Genomic DNA, 17012 nt, shown 5'->3' with positions numbered 1-17012 from the left:
CGAAACGTCCCGCTACCCTCGGTGACATGAGGCTCGCGTGCGGCAAGGACACCCGCGTCAGGCTGGGGGCGGCCACGGCCGTGACCGCCCTCCTCGCCCTGACGGCCGCCCCGCCGTCGACGGCCGCCGCGCGCCCGGCTCCCGCGTGGCACAGCTGTGCGCGCGATGCCCAGGACACCGCCGGCCAGGAGTTGGACCAGGCGGGCGCCCGGTGCGCCGAGGTGAAGGTCCCGCTCGACCACACCCGCCCCGGCGGCCCCTCCCTCACCGTCGCGATCGCCCGTATCCCAGCCACCGACACCGCCCACCGGATCGGCGCGCTCGTGGTCAACGAGGGCGGCCCCGCCGACCCGGTGATCGACTACCTGCTGGAGCGCCGGGCCGCGCTGGGCGACCTCGCGGCCCGCTACGACCTGGTGGGAGTCGACCCCCGGTTCGCGGGCCGCAACGCCCCCCTCGACTGCCGCTGGCCCACCAGCACGTACTTCCGCGGGGCGGGCGAGGACCGCGCGGGCTTCGACCGTATGACGGCCTTCCAGCGCGACCTGGCCGCCAAGTGCCGCCGCAACGCGGCCGCCCTGCTGCCGTACGCCTCGACCCGCAACGCCGCCCGCGACCTCGACCTGGTGCGCACGGCGCTCGGCGAGCGGCGGATCTCGTATCTGGGGATCTCCTACGGCACGTACCTCGGCGAGGTGTACACGGCGATGTTCCCGGGCCGCACCGACCGGATGGTCCTCGACGGCGTGCACGAGCCGCACCGCCTCGCCCCCTGGGCCGAGTACGGCACGGAGGAGGTGAACGAGAACGCCCTGCGCCACTGGGCGCGGTGGGCCGCGCCGCGCGACGCCGCCTACGGCCTGGGTGCCACGGCCGACGCGGTCCTGGCGACGGTGGACCGCATCCGGACGGCCGCCGCCCGCCGCCCGTTCACCGTCGGGACGTACCGCATCGACGCGCACCTCCTGCCGGTGCTCGTGTACGGAGTCCTCGGCGACGACCTGGCGCGCAGCGACGCGGACATCGCCGTGATGGTCGCCACCCTCAAGCAGGCGGCCGAGACCGGCCACGCGGAGCCGGACCCCGGGCTCGCGGACATGCTGCCGGGGCTGTTCACCGGTCAGTACTCGGCCTACGGCAGCACCCAGACGGCGTATCTGTGCGCCGACACCCCCGGCCCGCGCGACCCGGAGGTCTACCGGCTGGCCGTCGAGCGCAGCCGCGCGGCCCATCCGCTGTTCGGCCCGGTCCTCAACGACATCACCCCGTGCCCGTTCTGGCCCGCGCCGCGCGAGCGGCCGACCGCCGTGGACAACGACGTCCCGGCGCTCATGGTCAACGCCACCGGCGATCCGCGCGTCCCGTACACCGAGGCCCTGGCCATGCACACCAGGTGGCCGAGCTCCCGGCTAATCACGGTCGAGAACTCCTACCGGCACGCCGTGTACGGACTCGCGTACGGCAGCGCCTGCGTCAACGGCGCGGTCAACGCCTACCTGGCCGACGGGCGGTTGCCGGGCACCGACCTCAGGTGCCCGGCAGCCCGCGACGACGTCCCGTCGAGCGGGCCCCTACGTCAGGTGCCGTAGACCTCCAACTCGTATATCCGGGCCGCCTGGTCGCTGTTCTGCGTGGGCGTGACGACCGAGAGCCGCACATAGCGGGCCGAGGTGGCGACCGGGTTGGTGGTCGCGTCCGAGCTGTTGCCGCGCACCTGGGCCACCGTGGTCCAGGTCGCCGCGTCGGCGGAGACGCTCAGGTCGAAGTCCCTGGTGTCCAGAGCTGCGCTCTCGCCGCCCGCGCCCGCGTGCCGCACGGTGATCGAGTTCAGCGGGTGGGAGGCGCCCAGGTCGACCTGGAGGTCCTTGGTGCCGGAGGCGAGCGAGCACCACTTGTCGCTGTTGCCGCCGCTGACGCTGCCGTTGACCGCCTTGTCCGGGGTCTCCGACGCGTTGCACGGCGCCGAACCGCTCGCCGGCCGCGCGAGGGCGAGGTTGCCGCTCCCGCCGCCGTACACCTCCAGCTCGTAGATACGGGCCGCGCTGCCCGACGTGTTGGACGGGCTGGTGACCAGCAGCCGGACATAGCGGGCCGTGCGGGCGGAGACGGGGTGGTAGGTCCGGCTGGAGCGCGAGCCGGTGACGGTGGCCGCCGTGGTCCACGAGGAGCCGTCGGTGCTGGTCTGGATCTGGAAGCCACCGGTGTTCCAGCCGGTGTTCTCACCGCCGAGACCGGCGTGTTTCACCACGAACGACGACACCGTCCGGGCGGACCCGAGGTCGACCTGGAGCGAGGGGCCGCTCGCGGCCGAGCACCACTTGCTGTTGTTCCTCAGCGCGCCGTCCACCGCCTTGTCGGGCGATTCGGCCGCCGCGCACACGGCCGTTCCGGTCGCCGTCGCGCCCTGGGCCAGGTCGGCGCCGAGCTCGGGCGCGGCCGGTACCGGAGTGGCGCCGTCCTGGAAGGAGGGCGGCACGTCGGACGCCCCGGTGCCCCAGGTGGCGCCGGGGGCGGCGCCCATGGTGTACGTGAGGGTGGCGCCGGCCGCGAGGTCCGGATAGCGCAGATAGCTGTGGCCGGTGGCGGTGCCGTTGACGCCGAGCCCCTGCACATAGGGTCCGGAGCCGGTGGTGTTGATGGTGATGTTCCCGGCCGCGCGCTGGATCAGCACGGACGGGAACTGCGGCCCGTGCAGCGCGAGCGTGTCCGCGCCCGGCGTCGCCGGATACATCCCGAGCGCCGCCCACACGTACCAGGCGGAGGTGGCGCCGAGGTCGTCGTTGCCCGGCAGGCCGCCGGCGCCGGTGGTGAACGACTCGGCCATCACCTTGCGCACCGCGTCCGTGGCGCCGGCCGGGTGGCGGGCGTAGTTGTAGGCCCACGGCACACCGTGCTCGGGCTCGTTGCCGATGTAGTAGTACGGCCTGCTCTGACCGGCGTTGACCTCGGTGAAGTGGTGGTCGAGGCGCTGCACGGCGGTCTGCCGGCCGCCCATCGCGTTGATCAGGTCGGCGAAGTCGTACGGGACCATCCAGGTGTACTGGGAGGCGTTGCCCTCGGTGAAGGTGGACTGGCTCGCCGGGTCCAGCGGCCAGGTCCAGGAGCCGTCGCTCCGGTGCTGCTGGACGTACGACGACTCCTGGCCGAAGGTGTTGCGCCACCACTGCGCGCGGCTCATGTGGGTGCTGTAGCTGGAGGTGTTGCCGAGCGCCTTGGCGAACTGGGCCACCGCGAAGTCGGACGCGGAGTATTCGAGCGAGTCGGAGGGGTCGTCGAGGTAGTGCAGGTTCGTGTACGTCGACTGGCGTCCGCGGATCGCGCTGCCCTGCGTGGTGCCGCCGTTGGACGCCTTCTCCATCAGGGCGAGCGCGGCGCTGGTGTCGAAGTCGCGCGCCCCGAACGCGTACAGGCTGGCGACGATGATCGGGCCCGGGTCGCCCGTCATCACGAGGTCCTCGTTGGTCTGCTGCGACCACTTCGGCAGCAGCCCGCCCTGCTGTCCGTCCAGGACCATCGACTTGGCGATGTCACTGGCCTCGGTGGGCGCGATCAGCCCTATCAGCGCCGCCCAGGAGCGGTAGATGTCCCAGCCCGAGTAGTTCTGGTACACCGGCCGGGCCGACTGGTGCACGGCGTTGTCGAAGCCCCGGTAGTCGCCGTTCACATCGCTGGAGACGTTGGGGCTCTGCAGGACGTGGTAGAGCGAGGTGTAGAACTTCTGGCGCTCGGCCGTGCTGCCGCCCGAGACCTGGACCCGGTTGAGCATCTGGTTCCAGGAGTCGTCGGCCGCCGTGCGCACCGCGCCGAAGTCCCAGCCGCTGTTCTCCGCCGCCACATTGGCCTGCGCACCCGCGACACTCACGTACGACAGGCCCACCTTGAACTGGACCGTCGTGTTACTGGTGGTGTCGAAGGTGACGTAGGCGCCGGTGTTGGTGCCCGAGGCGTTCGCGGAGCCGTCCGTGACGGTGGCGCCGGACCAGGTGCCGAAGCCGGTCGGGGTCCGGTCGAAGCGGATGTCGAAGTAGATCTGGTACGTCTTGGCCGAGCCGCAGAACCCTCCGGCCGTCACGCTTCCGGTCAGCTCGTTGCCGTTGACGCGCACGGTTCCGGCGCGGCTGCCGGTGGCGCTGCGGCCCGTGGCGACCAGCAGGCGGGAGGTTGTGGAGGCGGGGTAGGTCAGCCTGCCCATGCCGGTGCGGGTGGTGGCGGACAGCTCGACGTCGGTTCCGTACCGGTCGAGGCGGGTCTTGTAGTAGCCGGGCCTGGCCACCTCGTTCGCCTTGGTGTAGCCGGACGCGTAGCCGGTCCAGTTGGCGCCCGGTGAGGTGCCGAGCGCGCCGGTGACCGGGAGCAGCGGCAGGTCCTCGTTGTTGGCGCAGCCGGCGCCGTCGAAGTGGGTGAGGCTGAAGTCCTCGACGGAGGTGTCCTTGTAACGGTAGCCGGACGGGGAGGCGGTGGGGGTGTCGGGGCTGAACTGCACACCGCCGAACGGCACTACGGCGCCGGGGTAGGTGCTGCCCCCGGCGCCGCCCGGCACGGGGTTGGGGGCGTTGCTGTCGTCGGTGCCGATGAACGGATCGACGTACTGGGTCAGCGGCAGCGCCGCCGCGTGGGCCGGCGCCGCCGCGCCGAGGCCGACGAGGCCCGAGGCGGCCAGGGCGAGGGCGCTCAACGCCCCCGCGTACCGGGCGCGGAGCGGGGATCTGGAGGGGTGCACGGTTCGGAGCACGAGGGGGGACCACCTTCTCGCGGAGGCCCGCTCGCCGTCCGGCGGGCTGCCTCGGGGACGGGGATGCTCGGAGTGCGGGTGCGGAGTGCGCGTGTGAACGTTACCAATCAACTCAGGATTGTTGAGGTGTCCCTGACGACTCGTCAAGACCGTGGGACGTAAACAAGCCCCGGAGGGGGCAGTTGAGGATGGGAACGTTACCAAGCCGGGCTCGCGCCGAGGCCCAGGCCGCACCAGCGGCACCAAGGTCCGCTCATCCGGCCTGACATGCGGCTCCGTCTGCAATCATCGAGGCGTCGCCGTGCCCGTCCCCGCAGGGGGATCCGCCGCTGAGGAGGCCCGTGAAGCGCCCGACGATGAAGGACGTGGCCCGCGCCGCCGGGGTCAGCCCCATGACCGTGTCGCGCGCGGTGTCGGGCGAGCCCGGGGTCTCCCCCGGGACGGCCGCCCGAGTCGAGCAGGCCGTACGGCAGTTGGGCTACCAGCGCAACGACAACGCCCGCAACCTACGGCGCAAGAACCCCGGGACGTCCACCATCGGGCTCGTCGTGGACGATCTGGCCAACCCGTTCTACGCGCTGATGGCCCGCTCGGTGGAGGACGAGGCGCACCGGCGCGGCTGTCTCGTCCTCGTCGGCAGCACCAACGACGAGCCGCGCCGCGAACGCGAGGTCATAGCGGCCTTCACCGCCCGCCAGGTCGACGGCCTCCTCCTGGTCCCCACCATCGGCGGCCACGGCTTCCTCAAGCAGCCGATGGAGGGCGGCACGCGCGTCGTGTGCGTGGACCGGCCGGCCAAGGGCCTGGCCGTGGACACCGTCACCGTCGACAACCGCGCGGGCGCGGAGCGGGCGGTGCGCCATCTGCTCGCCCAGGGGCACACCCGGATCGCCTACCTCGGCGACCGGTTCGGCATCTGGACCCAGCGCGAGCGCCACGCCGGCTATCTCGACGCGCTGGCCGCGCACGGCATACCCGAGGACCCCGCGCTCGTACGGCACGATCTGCGCAGCCGGTCGGACGCGGCGGCGGCGCTGGCCGCGCTGCGGGCCCTGGCCGAACCGCCCACCGCCCTGTTCACCACCAACGACGTGATCACCATGGGGGTGATGGGCGCACTCGGCCCCGCCGACCGCGTCGAGGTGGTCGGCTTCGACGACTTCCCGCTCGCCGACCGCCTCAGCCCGCCGCTCAGCGTGGTCAGCCAGGATCCGGTCGCGCTCGGCGCCACCGCCGCCCATCTGCTGTTCTCCCGGATCGACGGCGACCGCTCGGCGCCCCGGTCCGTGGTGCTGCTGACCCGGCTGATCGTGCGCGGGCCGGGACAGCGCAACTCCTGACGGCCGGGCCTCGCACGGTCAGGGTGTGTCGCCCGCCCAGTCCCAGTGGCGCGGATCGCCGGGCCGCGGCCCGTACCAGGCGCGGCCGCCCGGGCCGTGGGAGCCGATCTCCGTGGCGAGCGCGGCGCCTTCGCTCAGCTGCCCGTCGGTCCAGCCGGTGACGTCGAGCAGCAGCCCGTCCAGCGGGCCCGCCACCAGCTCGCGGTAGACACGCCCCGGTCGCGGCCCGGGATCCGGATCGTCGTGGTCGGCTCCGTAGACCCGCCGCCGTATCAGCTCGTCCATACCCGCCAGCGTGCCACCCACCACTGACAACGCCGGACGCGGCCGAGGTGACCCGGGTGCGCCACCCGGCGTGCGGCCGTGCGCCCGATCGCGAATCGTGGTGTCCCGATGGCATTCGAATCCGTCGGCCCGGGCGCCGGGCACGGCGGCTCAGCGGCAGTCAGGGCGGCGTGCGATGGAGCTGGAAACACGGGTCGACGGCCTCATGGACGGGCTCCGCGCCGATCTGGAACGGCTGGCGGCGATCCCCTCGATCGCCTTCCCGGGCTTTCCGCCCGAACCCGTCCAGCAGGCGCACGACGTGGTGGCGCAGCTGCTGCGCGACGCCGGAGTGCCGCACGTCGAACGGCTCGACCTGCCCGACACCGCCCCGGTGGTCTACGGGCAGATCCCGGCCCCGACCCCGGACGCGCCCACCGTCCTGCTCTACGGCCACTACGACGTCCAGCCGCCCGGCGACCGGGCCCTGTGGCTCTCCCCGCCCTTCGAACCGACCCCCGTCGAAGGCGGTCTGCGCGCCCGGGGCATCGCGGACGACAAGTCCAACGTCATCGCCCACCTCGGCATGCTGCGGGTGTACGACGGACGGCCGCCCGTCGGCGTCAAGATCGTGATCGAGGGGCAGGAGGAGTACGGGAGCGCCTTCGACACCTATCCGCCCACCGATCCCGAGCGGTTCGCCTGCGACGCGATGGTCATCGCCGACCTCGGCAACCTGCGCCCCGGCACCCCGACCCTGACCACCGGGCTGCGCGGGGCCGCCGAGGTGACGGTCGAGGTCCGCACGCTGGACGAGCCGCGCCACAGCGGCGAGTTCGGCGGCGCGGCGCCCGACGCGCTGCTCGCCCTGCTCAAGGCCCTGGCCACCCTGCACGACGTGCACGGCGATGTGGCCGTCGAGGGCCTGCGCCGCGAGCCCTGGACCGGAACGACGTACACCGAGGAGGAGTTCCGCTCCCTCGCCGGCGTACGGGAGGGGCTCCCCCTGATCGGGTCCGGATCGCTCGGCGAGCGGCTGTGGAGCGGGCCCGCGATCACGGTGATCGGCCTGGACGCGCCCGCCGTCGAGCACGCGGCTTCCGCGGTGGTCCCCTATGCCCGGGCCAAGCTGAACCTGCGCTTCCACCCGCTCCAGGACCCGCGCGAGGCCCAGCGCAAGCTGGTCGACCATCTGCGCGCGCTGCGGCCCTTCGGCATCCCGCTGACCGTCACCCCCGGCGACACCGGCCCCGGATACGAGGCGGCCACCGGCGGGCCCGCCTACCGCGCCGCGCTCACCGCGCTCAAGGAGGCCTGGGGCGAAGAGGCCTCGTATGTCGCCACCGGCGGCTCGATCCCGCTGGTCAACGGCCTGGCCAAGGCCGCGCCGGGAGCGGAGGTGCTGCTGTTCGGGGCCCAGGACAGCATGTGCAACCTGCACGCCCCCAACGAACGGGTCCTCTTCTCCGAACTGCGCAACACCGTGATCGCCATGTCGGCCTTCGTCCGCGAATACGCCGAGGACTTCCGCGGTGGCGACGCTCGCGGCCGTGCGGGGGCCGGGACGTGAGCGGCGCGGGCGGGGCGGCGGGACCGGTGGAGCCGGACGGGTCCGCCTGGCCTCGCGATCCCGGCCGGCCCGGCGGGCCGACGGAGCCGGGCGGATCCGGTGAGCCGAGTGGGCCGCTGCGGCACGGCGAGGCCGGCCCGGAAGGGCCGCCGGGGCCCGGGGACACCGCCTCGACCGAGCCGCCCGGTCCGTCGAAGCGGAAGCTCGCGTTTCCCAGTGCGCTGACCGTCCTCGCGATCGTCACTGTCGCCGTGTGGCTGCTGGCGTTCCTCATTCCGTCGGGCCAGTACGACCGCAACGACAAGGGCGCGCCCGTCCAGGGCACCTACCACCGGGTCCCCTCCGGCCAGAGCTTCGTCGACCGCCTCAACGACCTCTTCCTGGCGCCGGTCAACGGTCTGTACGGCATCCGGGACACCTCCTCCGGCGAGGTCGGCCCCAGCCTGACCGGTGATCTCTACGGCAGCGCGGGGGTGTTCCTCTTCGTCCTGGCGATCGGCGCGTTCATCACCGTCGTCTTCGCCACCGGCGCCCTGGACCGGGGCATCGAGCGCCTCGCCCACCGGCTGCGCGAGCGCGGGGCCCTGCTGATCGCGGGGGTGATGGTGGTCTTCTCGGTCCTGGGCACCGTGGAGGGCTTCGCCGAGGAGACGCTCGGCTTCTATGGGCTGCTCGTGCCGATGATGCTCGCGCTCGGCTACGACCGGATGGTGGCGGTCGGCACGGCCATCCTCGGCGCGGGGGTGGGCGTGCTGTGCTCGACGGTCAACCCCTTCGCCACGGGCGTCGCCTCCTCCGCCGCCGACATCTCGCTGGGAGACGGCATCGCGCTGCGCTTCGCGATGTGGCTGGTGCTGACCGCGGTGACCATCGCGTACGTCGTACGCTACGCGCGGCGCGTGCAGAAGGTTCCCGCGCGGTCCCTCAGCGGCTTCCTGCCCGGCGACCGGGAGCGGACGGCGACGGAGGCGGGCGAGGCCCCTCAGCTCACCGGCACGCACAAGGCCGTGCTCGTCGTGCTCGGACTGGTCTTCGCCTTCATGATCTTCTCGGTGGTGCCGTGGTCGAGCGCGCTCACGGGCAAGGCCGACGCCACCCCGTACTCCTTCGAACTGGGCTGGTCGTTCCCGCAGTTGGCGGCGCTCTTCCTGTGCGCGGCGGTGCTCGTCGGCCTGGTGGCCCGGCTCGGCGAGCAGAAGACCAGCTCGACGATCATCCAGGGCGCGGGGGACTTCATCTCCCCCGCGCTCGTCATCATGCTGGCCCGCGGTGTCACCGTGATCATGAACAACTCCAGGATCACGGACACGGTCCTGCACTCCATCGAGGGCGTGGTGAAGGGCACCTCGTCGGGGCTCTTCGCCATCATCGTCTTCGTGGTGAACCTGCCGCTGGCCTTCCTGATCCCGTCGACCTCGGGGCACGCGACCCTCGCCATGCCGATCCTCGCCCCGCTGGCGGACTTCGCGGGCGTCTCGCGCGCGGTGGTCGTCACCGCCTGGCAGTCGGCGAGCGGCTGGATGAACCTGTGGGTGCCGACGACGGCCGTGACGATCGGTGGCGTCGCGCTCGCCAAGGTCGGCTACGACAGGTATCTGCGCTTCGTCTGGCCCCTGCTGGTCATCCTGTTCGTGCTGATCTGCGGATTCGTGGCGCTGGGGGCGGCGCTGACGTGAGGGCTTCGGCCCTGGTGGCGCGGCCTGGTGGCGCGGCCTACGGCCGCCGGTGGCCCGGGTGGTCGCCCATCAGCGCGTCCGTCACCAGACGCACCCCTCGGGCGAGGCGGCCGAGCTGGTCCAGCTCCATCGCGTACATCCGGATGGTGTTCTCGATGACCGCCTCCGCCACGCCCAGCGTGGGCAGCTCGGCCCGGCTGGTCTGGAGGGCCACCCGGACCGCGCGCATCTCGTGCTGGAGCTGGAGCTGCGCGTGCCGGGCGAGGATGACGTGGTGGCGGGTCAGCGGTGAGTAGCCGGCGTAGCGGGCCGGCAGCAGGTCGCGCAGCCAGCGGGTGGCCGTGCGTTCCCAGTCACGCGTCCCGGGTTCCTTGACCTGACAGGGCCAGTCCGGGCTGAGCGCGATGGCGGGGGCCGTGTGGGGCATTCTCGTCGCTTCCGAAGTTGTCGAACTCTGATCGAGAGGTGGGAGGAGGGGGCGGCCCCGGCCTAGGGGTTAGCCGAGGCCGCCCGTGGGCGTCCGCCCGGATCCGAAAGCCTCGAATCGAACAACCGGCCTGACGCGAGGAGGGGGGCGTCACGTCGGCTGTTCGCTCTGAGAAGGCGTGGGGTCGCCTTCCTTGGCATCTGGGGGATCAGGGGATCGCCACCGCCTCAGTAAACATATATACCGTTGAGTAAACAAGGGTATGAAAAAATTCATGCACCCGAAAGGTGTGAAGATCCCGGGGAGCCGGGCGGGCGAATCGGGTCCTAGAGGAAGAAACCGTGCTGGTCGGCGGCCTGCTCGTACTCCTCGAGCCGCGCCTGTGTGCGCTCCGGATCAGCGTCCGCCATCGCCTGGAGCAGGGCCGCGGCAAGCATGCTCGGTGCCGCGTACGAGTCGAACACCAGCCGCGACCCGGTGCCCGCGGTGAACGCCACATCGGCCTCGTCGACCAGCGGCCCCAGCGTGGTGTCCGTGATCAGCGCGATGCGCAGCCCCGCGCTGCGGGCGGCCCGCAGCGCGGCCAGGGTCTCCTTGGCGTGCCGGGGCATGGCGAACGCCAGCACCCAGGTGCCGCCCGCCGAGCGGGACTGGAGCAGCGCGTCGTAGGCGACGCTGCCGCCGCGCGTCACCAGCCGCACATCGGGGTGGATGCGCCGGGCCGCGTACGCGAAGTACTCCGCGAGGGACACCGAGATCCGCAGTCCGAGGATGGTCAGCGGAACCGAGTGGGCCAGCTCGCGGCCGATCTCCAGGACCTGGTTGGTGTTGGCCACCAGCCTGCGCACGTTCTCCAGGTTCTCGATCTCGGCGTCCACCGCCGCCTGCAGCTCGTTGTGCCGGATCTCCTCGCGGGTCTCGGGCGAGCCCGCGACCGCGCTCAGGGCGATCGGCTGGAGCACGTCGCGCAGGGCGGGATAGCCGCTGTAGCCGAGGGACACGGCGAAGCGGGTGACGGACGGCTGGCTCACCCCGGCCCGCTCCGCGAGCTCGGTGATCGACAGGAACACGGCCTCGGTGAGGTGGTCGATCAGATACTGCGCGATGCGCCGCTGCCCCGGGGAGAGGCGGTGGCCGTCGAAGAGGGCGCGCACGCGGTCCGCCGCGGGGCGCTCGTGGTCCGACGCCTGCCCGCTCGGCGTGATCGCGGCCGCCTGGGCGCGCGCCTTCTGCCCCGATGACACCGGCGGGCCTCCTTCTCATGCCATGTGTGTTCAAAACATAGCTCACCGCCGTGGCGGCCCGGCGCCCGTTCCAGCCGGTGGCGGCAGGCATCTGTTTGAGACAGCGGTGGCTTCTTGTGCTGGACGTGCCAAGCCGGAAGGTGTTCCCTGTGCCGCGCTCGCGCGGGGGATGCGGCCGGGGGCCGCACGCGCGACGGCCAACACACGGGCCGGGTGGCCGGTTCGTGGAACAGGGGGAGGCATGGCCAGAGCAGGACGTCCGCAGGGTGCCCCGAAGGGCAGAACGGAAGCCGCCAACGAACTCGCGCGCCTGCTGTGCGAGGTGACCCGCGGCCTGACGGTGCGCGAGCTCGCGCAGCGGTACGGCGGTGGCAAGACGGCCTGGAGCGAATACCGCTCCGGCGCCCGGATCATCGCCCTCGGGCGGCTGAACACCGTACTCAAGGACCAGATCCGCACCCCCCGGCTCCAGGGGCTGCTCACCGAGGCCCGACGGCTGCACGATCTGGCGCTCACGGCCGAGGCGGCGGCCCGGCCGGTGCCGAGCGTGGAGGAGGCACTGCGTCAGTCCCGCGCCGACCTCGCCGAGTCGGGCAGGCTGGTGGAGAACCTGCTGGCGATGGTGACCCTGCTCAGGGAGCGGGTGGAGAACGGCGGGGCCGGGTCCGCGGGCGCGGACGCCCTGCGGCCGGGCACCTCCTCGGCGCCCTCGGAAGGGCGGTCCGCGGACACACCGCCCGAGGAAGCGGAATCCGCTGCGGCCGAGCAGGTGCGGCTGCGACTGGACCAGGCCGTCGACCAGTTGGCGGCCGCCCGGTCCGTACAGGCGGCGGCCCGACGGGCAGTCGCGGATGCCGAGGCCCAGAGAGAGGCGGGGAGCGACCGGCCAGTCGAATTCCGGCCGGAGAACGAGGAGTTGGTGGAGGCGGGCACGGTCCTCCATGACCGCCCCCTGCCCGATGCCGGACCCGTGCCCGCGGGCACCTCACCGGACGCCGAGCCTCCGGGGTCCGCCCCACCGGCCGCCCGCCACCGGATTCCGCCCGTCGCAGACGCCACGCTCTCCGTCGAGTTGGTACGCATCGGGAACACCCTGAAGCAACAGCGGTCCGACGCCCGGTGGTTGTGGAAGCAGGTACGGCGGCTTCCGTCCGCCGCTCTGCCAGGGCCGGTCGCACCCGCCTCCTTCCGCCCGTACGTCGTCGAGGGCGTGGTCCTGGAGCGGCTGGACAAGTCCGTCGTACCCGCCTCAAGGGCTCCCGCGCCCCGCGCCGCCCTCCCGGCCGTCCGGGACCCACGACCCGGGCAGCGCGGCAGAAGAACGCTCGCCGTGCTGGGGACCGTCACCGTCCTGGCCCTGCTCGCCGCGGCCACCTTGACCGGGGTCCTCCTCGGCCGGCACCACACCGCGTCCGCGCCGGGTACGGCGGTCCGGCAGGCCCCCGGATCCGTGCCCCTGCCGTCCGGCACCGGGCCCGCCGCGCCGAGCCCGTCGGCGTCCGCCTCGCTTCTCTCGGCGTCGCCCTCGCCCTCGCCGTCGCAGCGCTCGACCCGCGCCCCAGGCAGCCGGTCGGCGCCCACGCCCTCCGGCCGGGCCCCGGCTCCCCCGCTCCCCTCGCTCGTACCGCCGCCGAATCCGCCGTCCGAGCGGGCGTCCGGCACCGCGTACGTCATCTCGCAGGACCGCAGGAACGTCCTGCGGTGGACCACCGAGGACCGTTCCTGGAAGGTGATCGGCCCGGCGGCCGACCAGATCTACGCGGGCGCGGCGGGGCTCTTCGCGACCAACCCCGGCGACGGGCGCATCTCCAAGTACGACGAGCCGTCCCGGTCCTGGTCCCAGATCGGGTTCCCCGGCGAGCAGTTCGTCACCGCCGGGGACGGCCTCTACGCGATCACCGAACACCGTGACGCCGTCGTGCGCTGGACCGGTGTGGGAGGTGAGTGGGTGCGCATCGGCGGGCCCGCCGCCCGGCTGTACGCGGGGGGCGCGGGCCTCTTCGCCGCGAGCCCGGACACCGGCGCCCTGTTCCGCTACTCCGGTTACGGCGACACCTGGGTCGACGCGGGCGGCCCCGGCGCCGACTTCGCCGTGGGCCCCGACTACGTGGCCCGCCTCTCCCCCGACGGCAAGGAGATCTGGCAGGCCAACGGCAGGGGCAGCGGCTGGCGGCGGATCGGCGGCGCAGCCGTCAAGCTGCACGCCGGCGGTGCGGGGCTGTTCGCCACCGACGCGGTGAGCGGGCAGATCCTCAAGTACGGCGGTGTTCCGGGCTCGTGGACCCCCATCGGCGCGGCGGGCGCCGCCCTCGCCGTCACCGGCAACTCGGTGTACCGGATAGCCGCCGACGGTCCGGCCGTCTCGCGGTGGACCGGGCGCGGCTCCGAGTGGGTCCCGCTGGGCACCACGGCGAGCGCGATCGCGGCCACCGACTGACCGGCGTGCGCGACCGCCCTCCCGCACCGCCTAAAATCGTGCCGCCGGCGGGACGCGCCGGCGGCCAGGAGGGACAGCGCGCGGTGAACAGCGACAGTGACGTACCGATCTACGCCCAGCTCATACGGGAACGGGGTGACGTCCCTGGCGACGTGCGCCGGGAGGCCGAACAGATCCAGCGGAACCTGGAGCGGGTGATCATGCCGTTCCGTCCGAACCTGCCCGCTCCGGGCTACTTCCGCTGACGTAGCGGTCGGCGATCTCGTCGCTGGTCGTCACCCACACCCCGGGGTGGTTGACCACGTACTCCAGGGCCTGGTCCAGGTACTTGAGGCGGAACGGCTGGCCGATGACGAAGGGGTGCAGGGCCAGCGCCATCACCCGGCCGCTGTCCGCCGCGTCCTCGTGGAGCTGGTCCAGCTGGTCCTTGACGATCTGGACGAAGTCGGGCCCGGTCAGGCCCTTGCTGACGAACAGGCCGATGTCGTTGAGCTCGACGGAGTACGGCACGCTCAGCATGCCGGGCACGTTCAGGCGGTACGGCTGGTCGTCGTTCGTCCAGTCCAGCACATAGTCGAGGCCGAGCTCGGCGAGCAGCTCGGGCGTGCGGAAGGTCTCGGTGAGCGCCGGTCCCATCCAGCCGCGCGGCCGCCGTCCGGTGTCCTTCTCGATGGTGTCGATCACCTCGGTCAGATAGGCGCGCTCCTCCTCGACGCTCATGTCGGCCTGGAAGATGGAGTTGTTCCTGCCGTGGGCGAGCCAGGTCCAGTCCCGGGCCAGGCCCGCTTCGACGATCTGCGGGTAGCGCGCGCCCACGTCGGAGTTGAGCAGCACGCTCGCCCGTATCCGGTGCCGGTCGAGGCTCTCGATGACGCGCCAGATGCCGACCCGGGGCCCGTAGTCGCGCCAGCCGTAGTTCAGCGGGTCCGGCTTGAGGCCCGCGGTGCCCTCGAAGGTGCTGGTCGAAGGGCGGTCGACCTCGTAGTGCTCGACGTTGAGCCCCACGTAGAAGGCGACCCTGGCCCCGCCCGGCCAGCTGATCGGCTCGCGGTCGACGATCGGGCTGTAGTCATAGAGCCGGTTGTCCATCAACTCTCACCTCGTGTCTGCTACTTGGTGCGGCAACGTGCTGCCATGCTCCAACCCTCACACCGGTGAGAAGGTCAAGGCGTCCCGCCGGAGGACGGCTCGGCCACGGCGGCCGTCATCGCGCGCGGGTGACGGCACACCGTGGATCGAGCCGCGACTGGCCCGTCAAGGGGCAGGCCAGGGGATCAGCGGACCGCCTTCCCCGGGCAGAGGAGCCTCGGCTGCCGGTCGCCCTTGAGCTTCGCGCTGACGCATCCGGCGGGCACACCGTGCGACGCGGTGGTGCCGAAGTTGGCGGTGACGCTCAGTACGCCGTCGCCGAAGACCGTACGCTGCACGGCGCGGTCGGCGGTCAGCCAGCGGAAGGACGTCAGCCGCTCGGTGCCCGCCTTCTCGTGGAGCGGGGCGAAGTACTTCTGGAGGGCGGCCAGTTCGGGACCGTCCTGCTTCAGGGTCGGCCCGTCCAGGACGTAGTTCAGCGGGACGTTGTAGAGCATCGCGAGGAGCGCGCGGGTCCCCTTCTGCTGCGGGAGTTTGCCGAAGGACAGCTCCCAGCGCTCGACGTTGACCAGTGAGCCGTGCAGGGCGGTCTCGTACAGCGGGACGCGGTACTTGGGGTCGTACATCTCCCGGGCGAGGTCGGCGGGCAGGTCGACCGGCTTGAAGAAGGTCTTCGGCGCCTTCTCGGGGGCGTATCCGCCCCACACCTCCTTGTTGCGCTGGAGCGCCCACAGACCGCCGCCGACGGGGGTGGCCGACCCGTGGTCGAAGGCGACGACCTGGTTGGCCCAGCCTCCGGCCGACTCGGAGCCGAGGACGAGCCCGCCGTCCTGGAGGCGCTTCATCCGGGCCAGGCGGTGGGCCCGGTCCTGGGCCTTGGTCATCTTGTGCCGGGGGCTGTGGTCCCGGAAGAGGTCCCCGGCCGCGTCGACGTCGAGGAAGTAGCTGTCGGCGCCGTTGGCCACCATGTGGCGGGTGCGTTCGGCGAGGTAGTGCCTGGTGGGCTCGGCCTGCTCGAACGCCTGCGAGCTGAGGTAGCAGCCCCGGTTGCCGAATCCGGTCTCCGGCTTGCCCTTCGCGTCGATCACGCAGTAGTCGGGGTAGACGCGGTCGGGCCAGGCCGAGCTCGGCGAGTCGGCGGTGGCGGCGTCCTGCCCGTTGGCGAACGAGTCGTACGGGCCGACGAGATAGCCGTTCTTCTTGGCGGCACCGACGGCCTGGGCGCTCATCGGGTCGGTTCCGGCGTCGTAGCCGAGCCACATCCGGCTCACGCCCAGCTTGCGCAGCTCCGCCATGCCCTGCGGTGTCCGCGCGTCGCCCCACAGATAGGCGTGGAAGGCACCGAGCAGCTTGCGGTCGGCCGGGTTGGCCCTGATCTTGTCGCGGAGGCTGCCGAGGCGGCCGTGCTCAAAGAGCCAGTCGCGGTAGTCGACGGCGGGGGCGACCGGATCGCCGTCGGTGAGGGCGAAGGTGACGGTGTACGCGCGCGTGTCGTCGCCGCCGTCGAAGGTGTGGGTGGCCGTGCCGCGCAGAGCGCCCCGGTCGGAGGCGAACACCAACGAGGTGCCGATGTCGGTGGGCACGAGATAGCTCGCGCCGCGCTTGCCGTACGTATAGCCCCACATCGGCATGGTGAGGGCGCCGGAGCCCAGGTCCATCGGCTCGCCGGTCAGTCCGCGCTCGGGCGCGCTCCAGAACGCGTCGCGCACGGGGATGTTCAGGCCCTCGCCGCGCGGGAGCTGGAGGTCGGAGGCGGACGCGTCGGTGCCGGTGACCGGCCACCGCACCTCGCCGTCCCGCCCCGCGGCCATGCTCACGCGCAGCCGCCCGTGCTCGGCGACGGCCGTGACCGTCAGATCCTTCGCGGGGTACGTCCAGCGGGCTCCCCCGTGGATCTCGGTGACCGGGCCCGGCCGGCCGAGGTCGGTCGCGGCCGGGGCGGACAGCTCCAGCTCTCCCCCGGACGCCGGGCGCGCCCGTACGGCGAGGGAGCCGGTGTCGATGACGGCGGTGCCGCCCCGGACGGGAACGGTGACCTCGCCGTCCCCGGCACGGGCGGCTGACGCCTCGGCGCCGGCCGCCGTGGTGCATCCGGCGAGCGCGGCGAGGGCGAGGCCGACGGCGAGCCCGTGGGCGGCGGCGCGGCCCCGGGACTGGCTGCGGGTCGAGAAGATTGATCTCATGGGTCGTGAATAGTCGTGCACCATAAGAGGGTTCTAAGAGCTCCGGTCCA

The 17012-nt window shown here is 72.5% G+C and carries 12 protein-coding genes; 6 read left to right on the top strand and 6 right to left on the bottom strand.

Annotation, left to right across the window (positions count from 1 at the left end):
* Positions 1-26 precede the first annotated feature (26 nt).
* A complete protein-coding gene (locus tag BX283_RS34705; protein ID WP_101391358.1) occupies positions 27-1589 on the top strand; it encodes an alpha/beta hydrolase in 1563 nt (520 codons plus the stop codon).
* Here BX283_RS34705 and BX283_RS34700 read toward each other — a convergent pair.
* On the bottom strand, positions 1577-4732 hold the full coding sequence (locus BX283_RS34700) for a GH92 family glycosyl hydrolase (protein WP_218976540.1): 3156 nt from the start codon (positions 4730-4732) through the stop codon (positions 1577-1579). The two genes, BX283_RS34705 and BX283_RS34700, sit on opposite strands and share 13 nt — an antisense overlap.
* A gap of 341 nt (positions 4733-5073) precedes the next feature.
* Here BX283_RS34700 and BX283_RS34695 point away from each other — a divergent pair, with 341 nt between their 5' ends.
* The gene (locus BX283_RS34695; protein ID WP_257584070.1) at positions 5074-6072 is read left to right on the top strand and encodes a LacI family DNA-binding transcriptional regulator; all 999 of its coding nucleotides are present in this window, start codon (positions 5074-5076) and stop codon (positions 6070-6072) included.
* A gap of 18 nt (positions 6073-6090) precedes the next feature.
* Here BX283_RS34695 and BX283_RS34690 read toward each other — a convergent pair whose 3' ends face one another.
* Positions 6091-6357, bottom strand: a complete 267-nt coding sequence (locus BX283_RS34690; protein ID WP_101391357.1) for a hypothetical protein — start codon at positions 6355-6357, stop codon at positions 6091-6093.
* 175 nt (positions 6358-6532) lie between these two features.
* Between BX283_RS34690 and BX283_RS34685 the strand changes: the two genes are divergently transcribed.
* On the top strand, positions 6533-7906 hold the full coding sequence (locus BX283_RS34685; RefSeq protein WP_101391356.1) for a M20/M25/M40 family metallo-hydrolase: 1374 nt from the start codon (positions 6533-6535) through the stop codon (positions 7904-7906).
* A 221-nt stretch (positions 7907-8127) separates the two neighbouring features.
* Complete coding sequence (locus BX283_RS34680; RefSeq protein ID WP_257584437.1) at positions 8128-9582, top strand: YfcC family protein; 1455 nt, start codon at positions 8128-8130, stop codon at positions 9580-9582.
* Between the two features lie 37 nt (positions 9583-9619).
* Here the strand turns inward: BX283_RS34680 and BX283_RS34675 are convergent, their stop codons facing one another.
* A complete protein-coding gene (locus tag BX283_RS34675; protein ID WP_101391355.1) occupies positions 9620-10009 on the bottom strand; it encodes a hypothetical protein in 390 nt (129 codons plus the stop codon).
* Between the two features lie 326 nt (positions 10010-10335).
* Positions 10336-11253, bottom strand: a complete 918-nt coding sequence (locus BX283_RS34670) for a MurR/RpiR family transcriptional regulator (RefSeq protein WP_101391354.1) — start codon at positions 11251-11253, stop codon at positions 10336-10338.
* Positions 11254-11494: 241 nt separating this feature from the next.
* Between BX283_RS34670 and BX283_RS34665 the strand changes: the two genes are divergently transcribed.
* Positions 11495-13690, top strand: a complete 2196-nt coding sequence (locus tag BX283_RS34665) for a hypothetical protein (RefSeq protein ID WP_101391353.1) — start codon at positions 11495-11497, stop codon at positions 13688-13690.
* Positions 13691-13773: 83 nt separating this feature from the next.
* Positions 13774-13935, top strand: a complete 162-nt coding sequence (locus tag BX283_RS40875) for a hypothetical protein (RefSeq protein ID WP_180357342.1) — start codon at positions 13774-13776, stop codon at positions 13933-13935.
* Here BX283_RS40875 and BX283_RS34660 read toward each other — a convergent pair.
* Both BX283_RS34660 and BX283_RS34655 read right to left on the bottom strand, forming a co-directional pair.
* Positions 13889-14779, bottom strand: a complete 891-nt coding sequence (locus BX283_RS34660) for a polysaccharide deacetylase family protein (protein WP_101391352.1) — start codon at positions 14777-14779, stop codon at positions 13889-13891. The genes BX283_RS40875 and BX283_RS34660 overlap by 47 nt on opposite strands.
* 185 nt (positions 14780-14964) lie before the next feature.
* Positions 14965-16962, bottom strand: coding sequence for a glycoside hydrolase (locus BX283_RS34655; RefSeq protein ID WP_101391351.1), 1998 nt, complete (start codon positions 16960-16962; stop codon positions 14965-14967).
* Positions 16963-17012: the final 50 nt, after the last annotated feature.

The sequence above is a fragment of the Streptomyces sp. TLI_146 genome (assembly GCF_002846415.1).
GTDB lineage: Bacteria > Actinomycetota > Actinomycetes > Streptomycetales > Streptomycetaceae > Streptomyces.
Note: the sequence above shows the minus strand (reverse complement) of the source record. Positions and strands in the feature narration are given on the sequence as shown.

Excerpts from the sequence above, each read along its gene's own strand:
- BX283_RS34705 (WP_101391358.1), top strand. The coding sequence starts at position 27 with ATGAGGCTCGCGTGCGGCAAGGACACCCGCGTCAGGCTGGGGGCGGCC.
- BX283_RS34690 (WP_101391357.1), bottom strand. The coding sequence starts at position 6,357 with ATGGACGAGCTGATACGGCGGCGGGTCTACGGAGCCGACCACGACGAT.
- BX283_RS34685 (WP_101391356.1), top strand. The coding sequence starts at position 6,533 with ATGGAGCTGGAAACACGGGTCGACGGCCTCATGGACGGGCTCCGCGCC.
- BX283_RS34675 (WP_101391355.1), bottom strand. The coding sequence starts at position 10,009 with ATGCCCCACACGGCCCCCGCCATCGCGCTCAGCCCGGACTGGCCCTGT.
- BX283_RS34665 (WP_101391353.1), top strand. The coding sequence starts at position 11,495 with ATGGCCAGAGCAGGACGTCCGCAGGGTGCCCCGAAGGGCAGAACGGAA.
- BX283_RS34660 (WP_101391352.1), bottom strand. The coding sequence starts at position 14,779 with ATGGACAACCGGCTCTATGACTACAGCCCGATCGTCGACCGCGAGCCG.
- BX283_RS34655 (WP_101391351.1), bottom strand. The coding sequence starts at position 16,962 with ATGAGATCAATCTTCTCGACCCGCAGCCAGTCCCGGGGCCGCGCCGCC.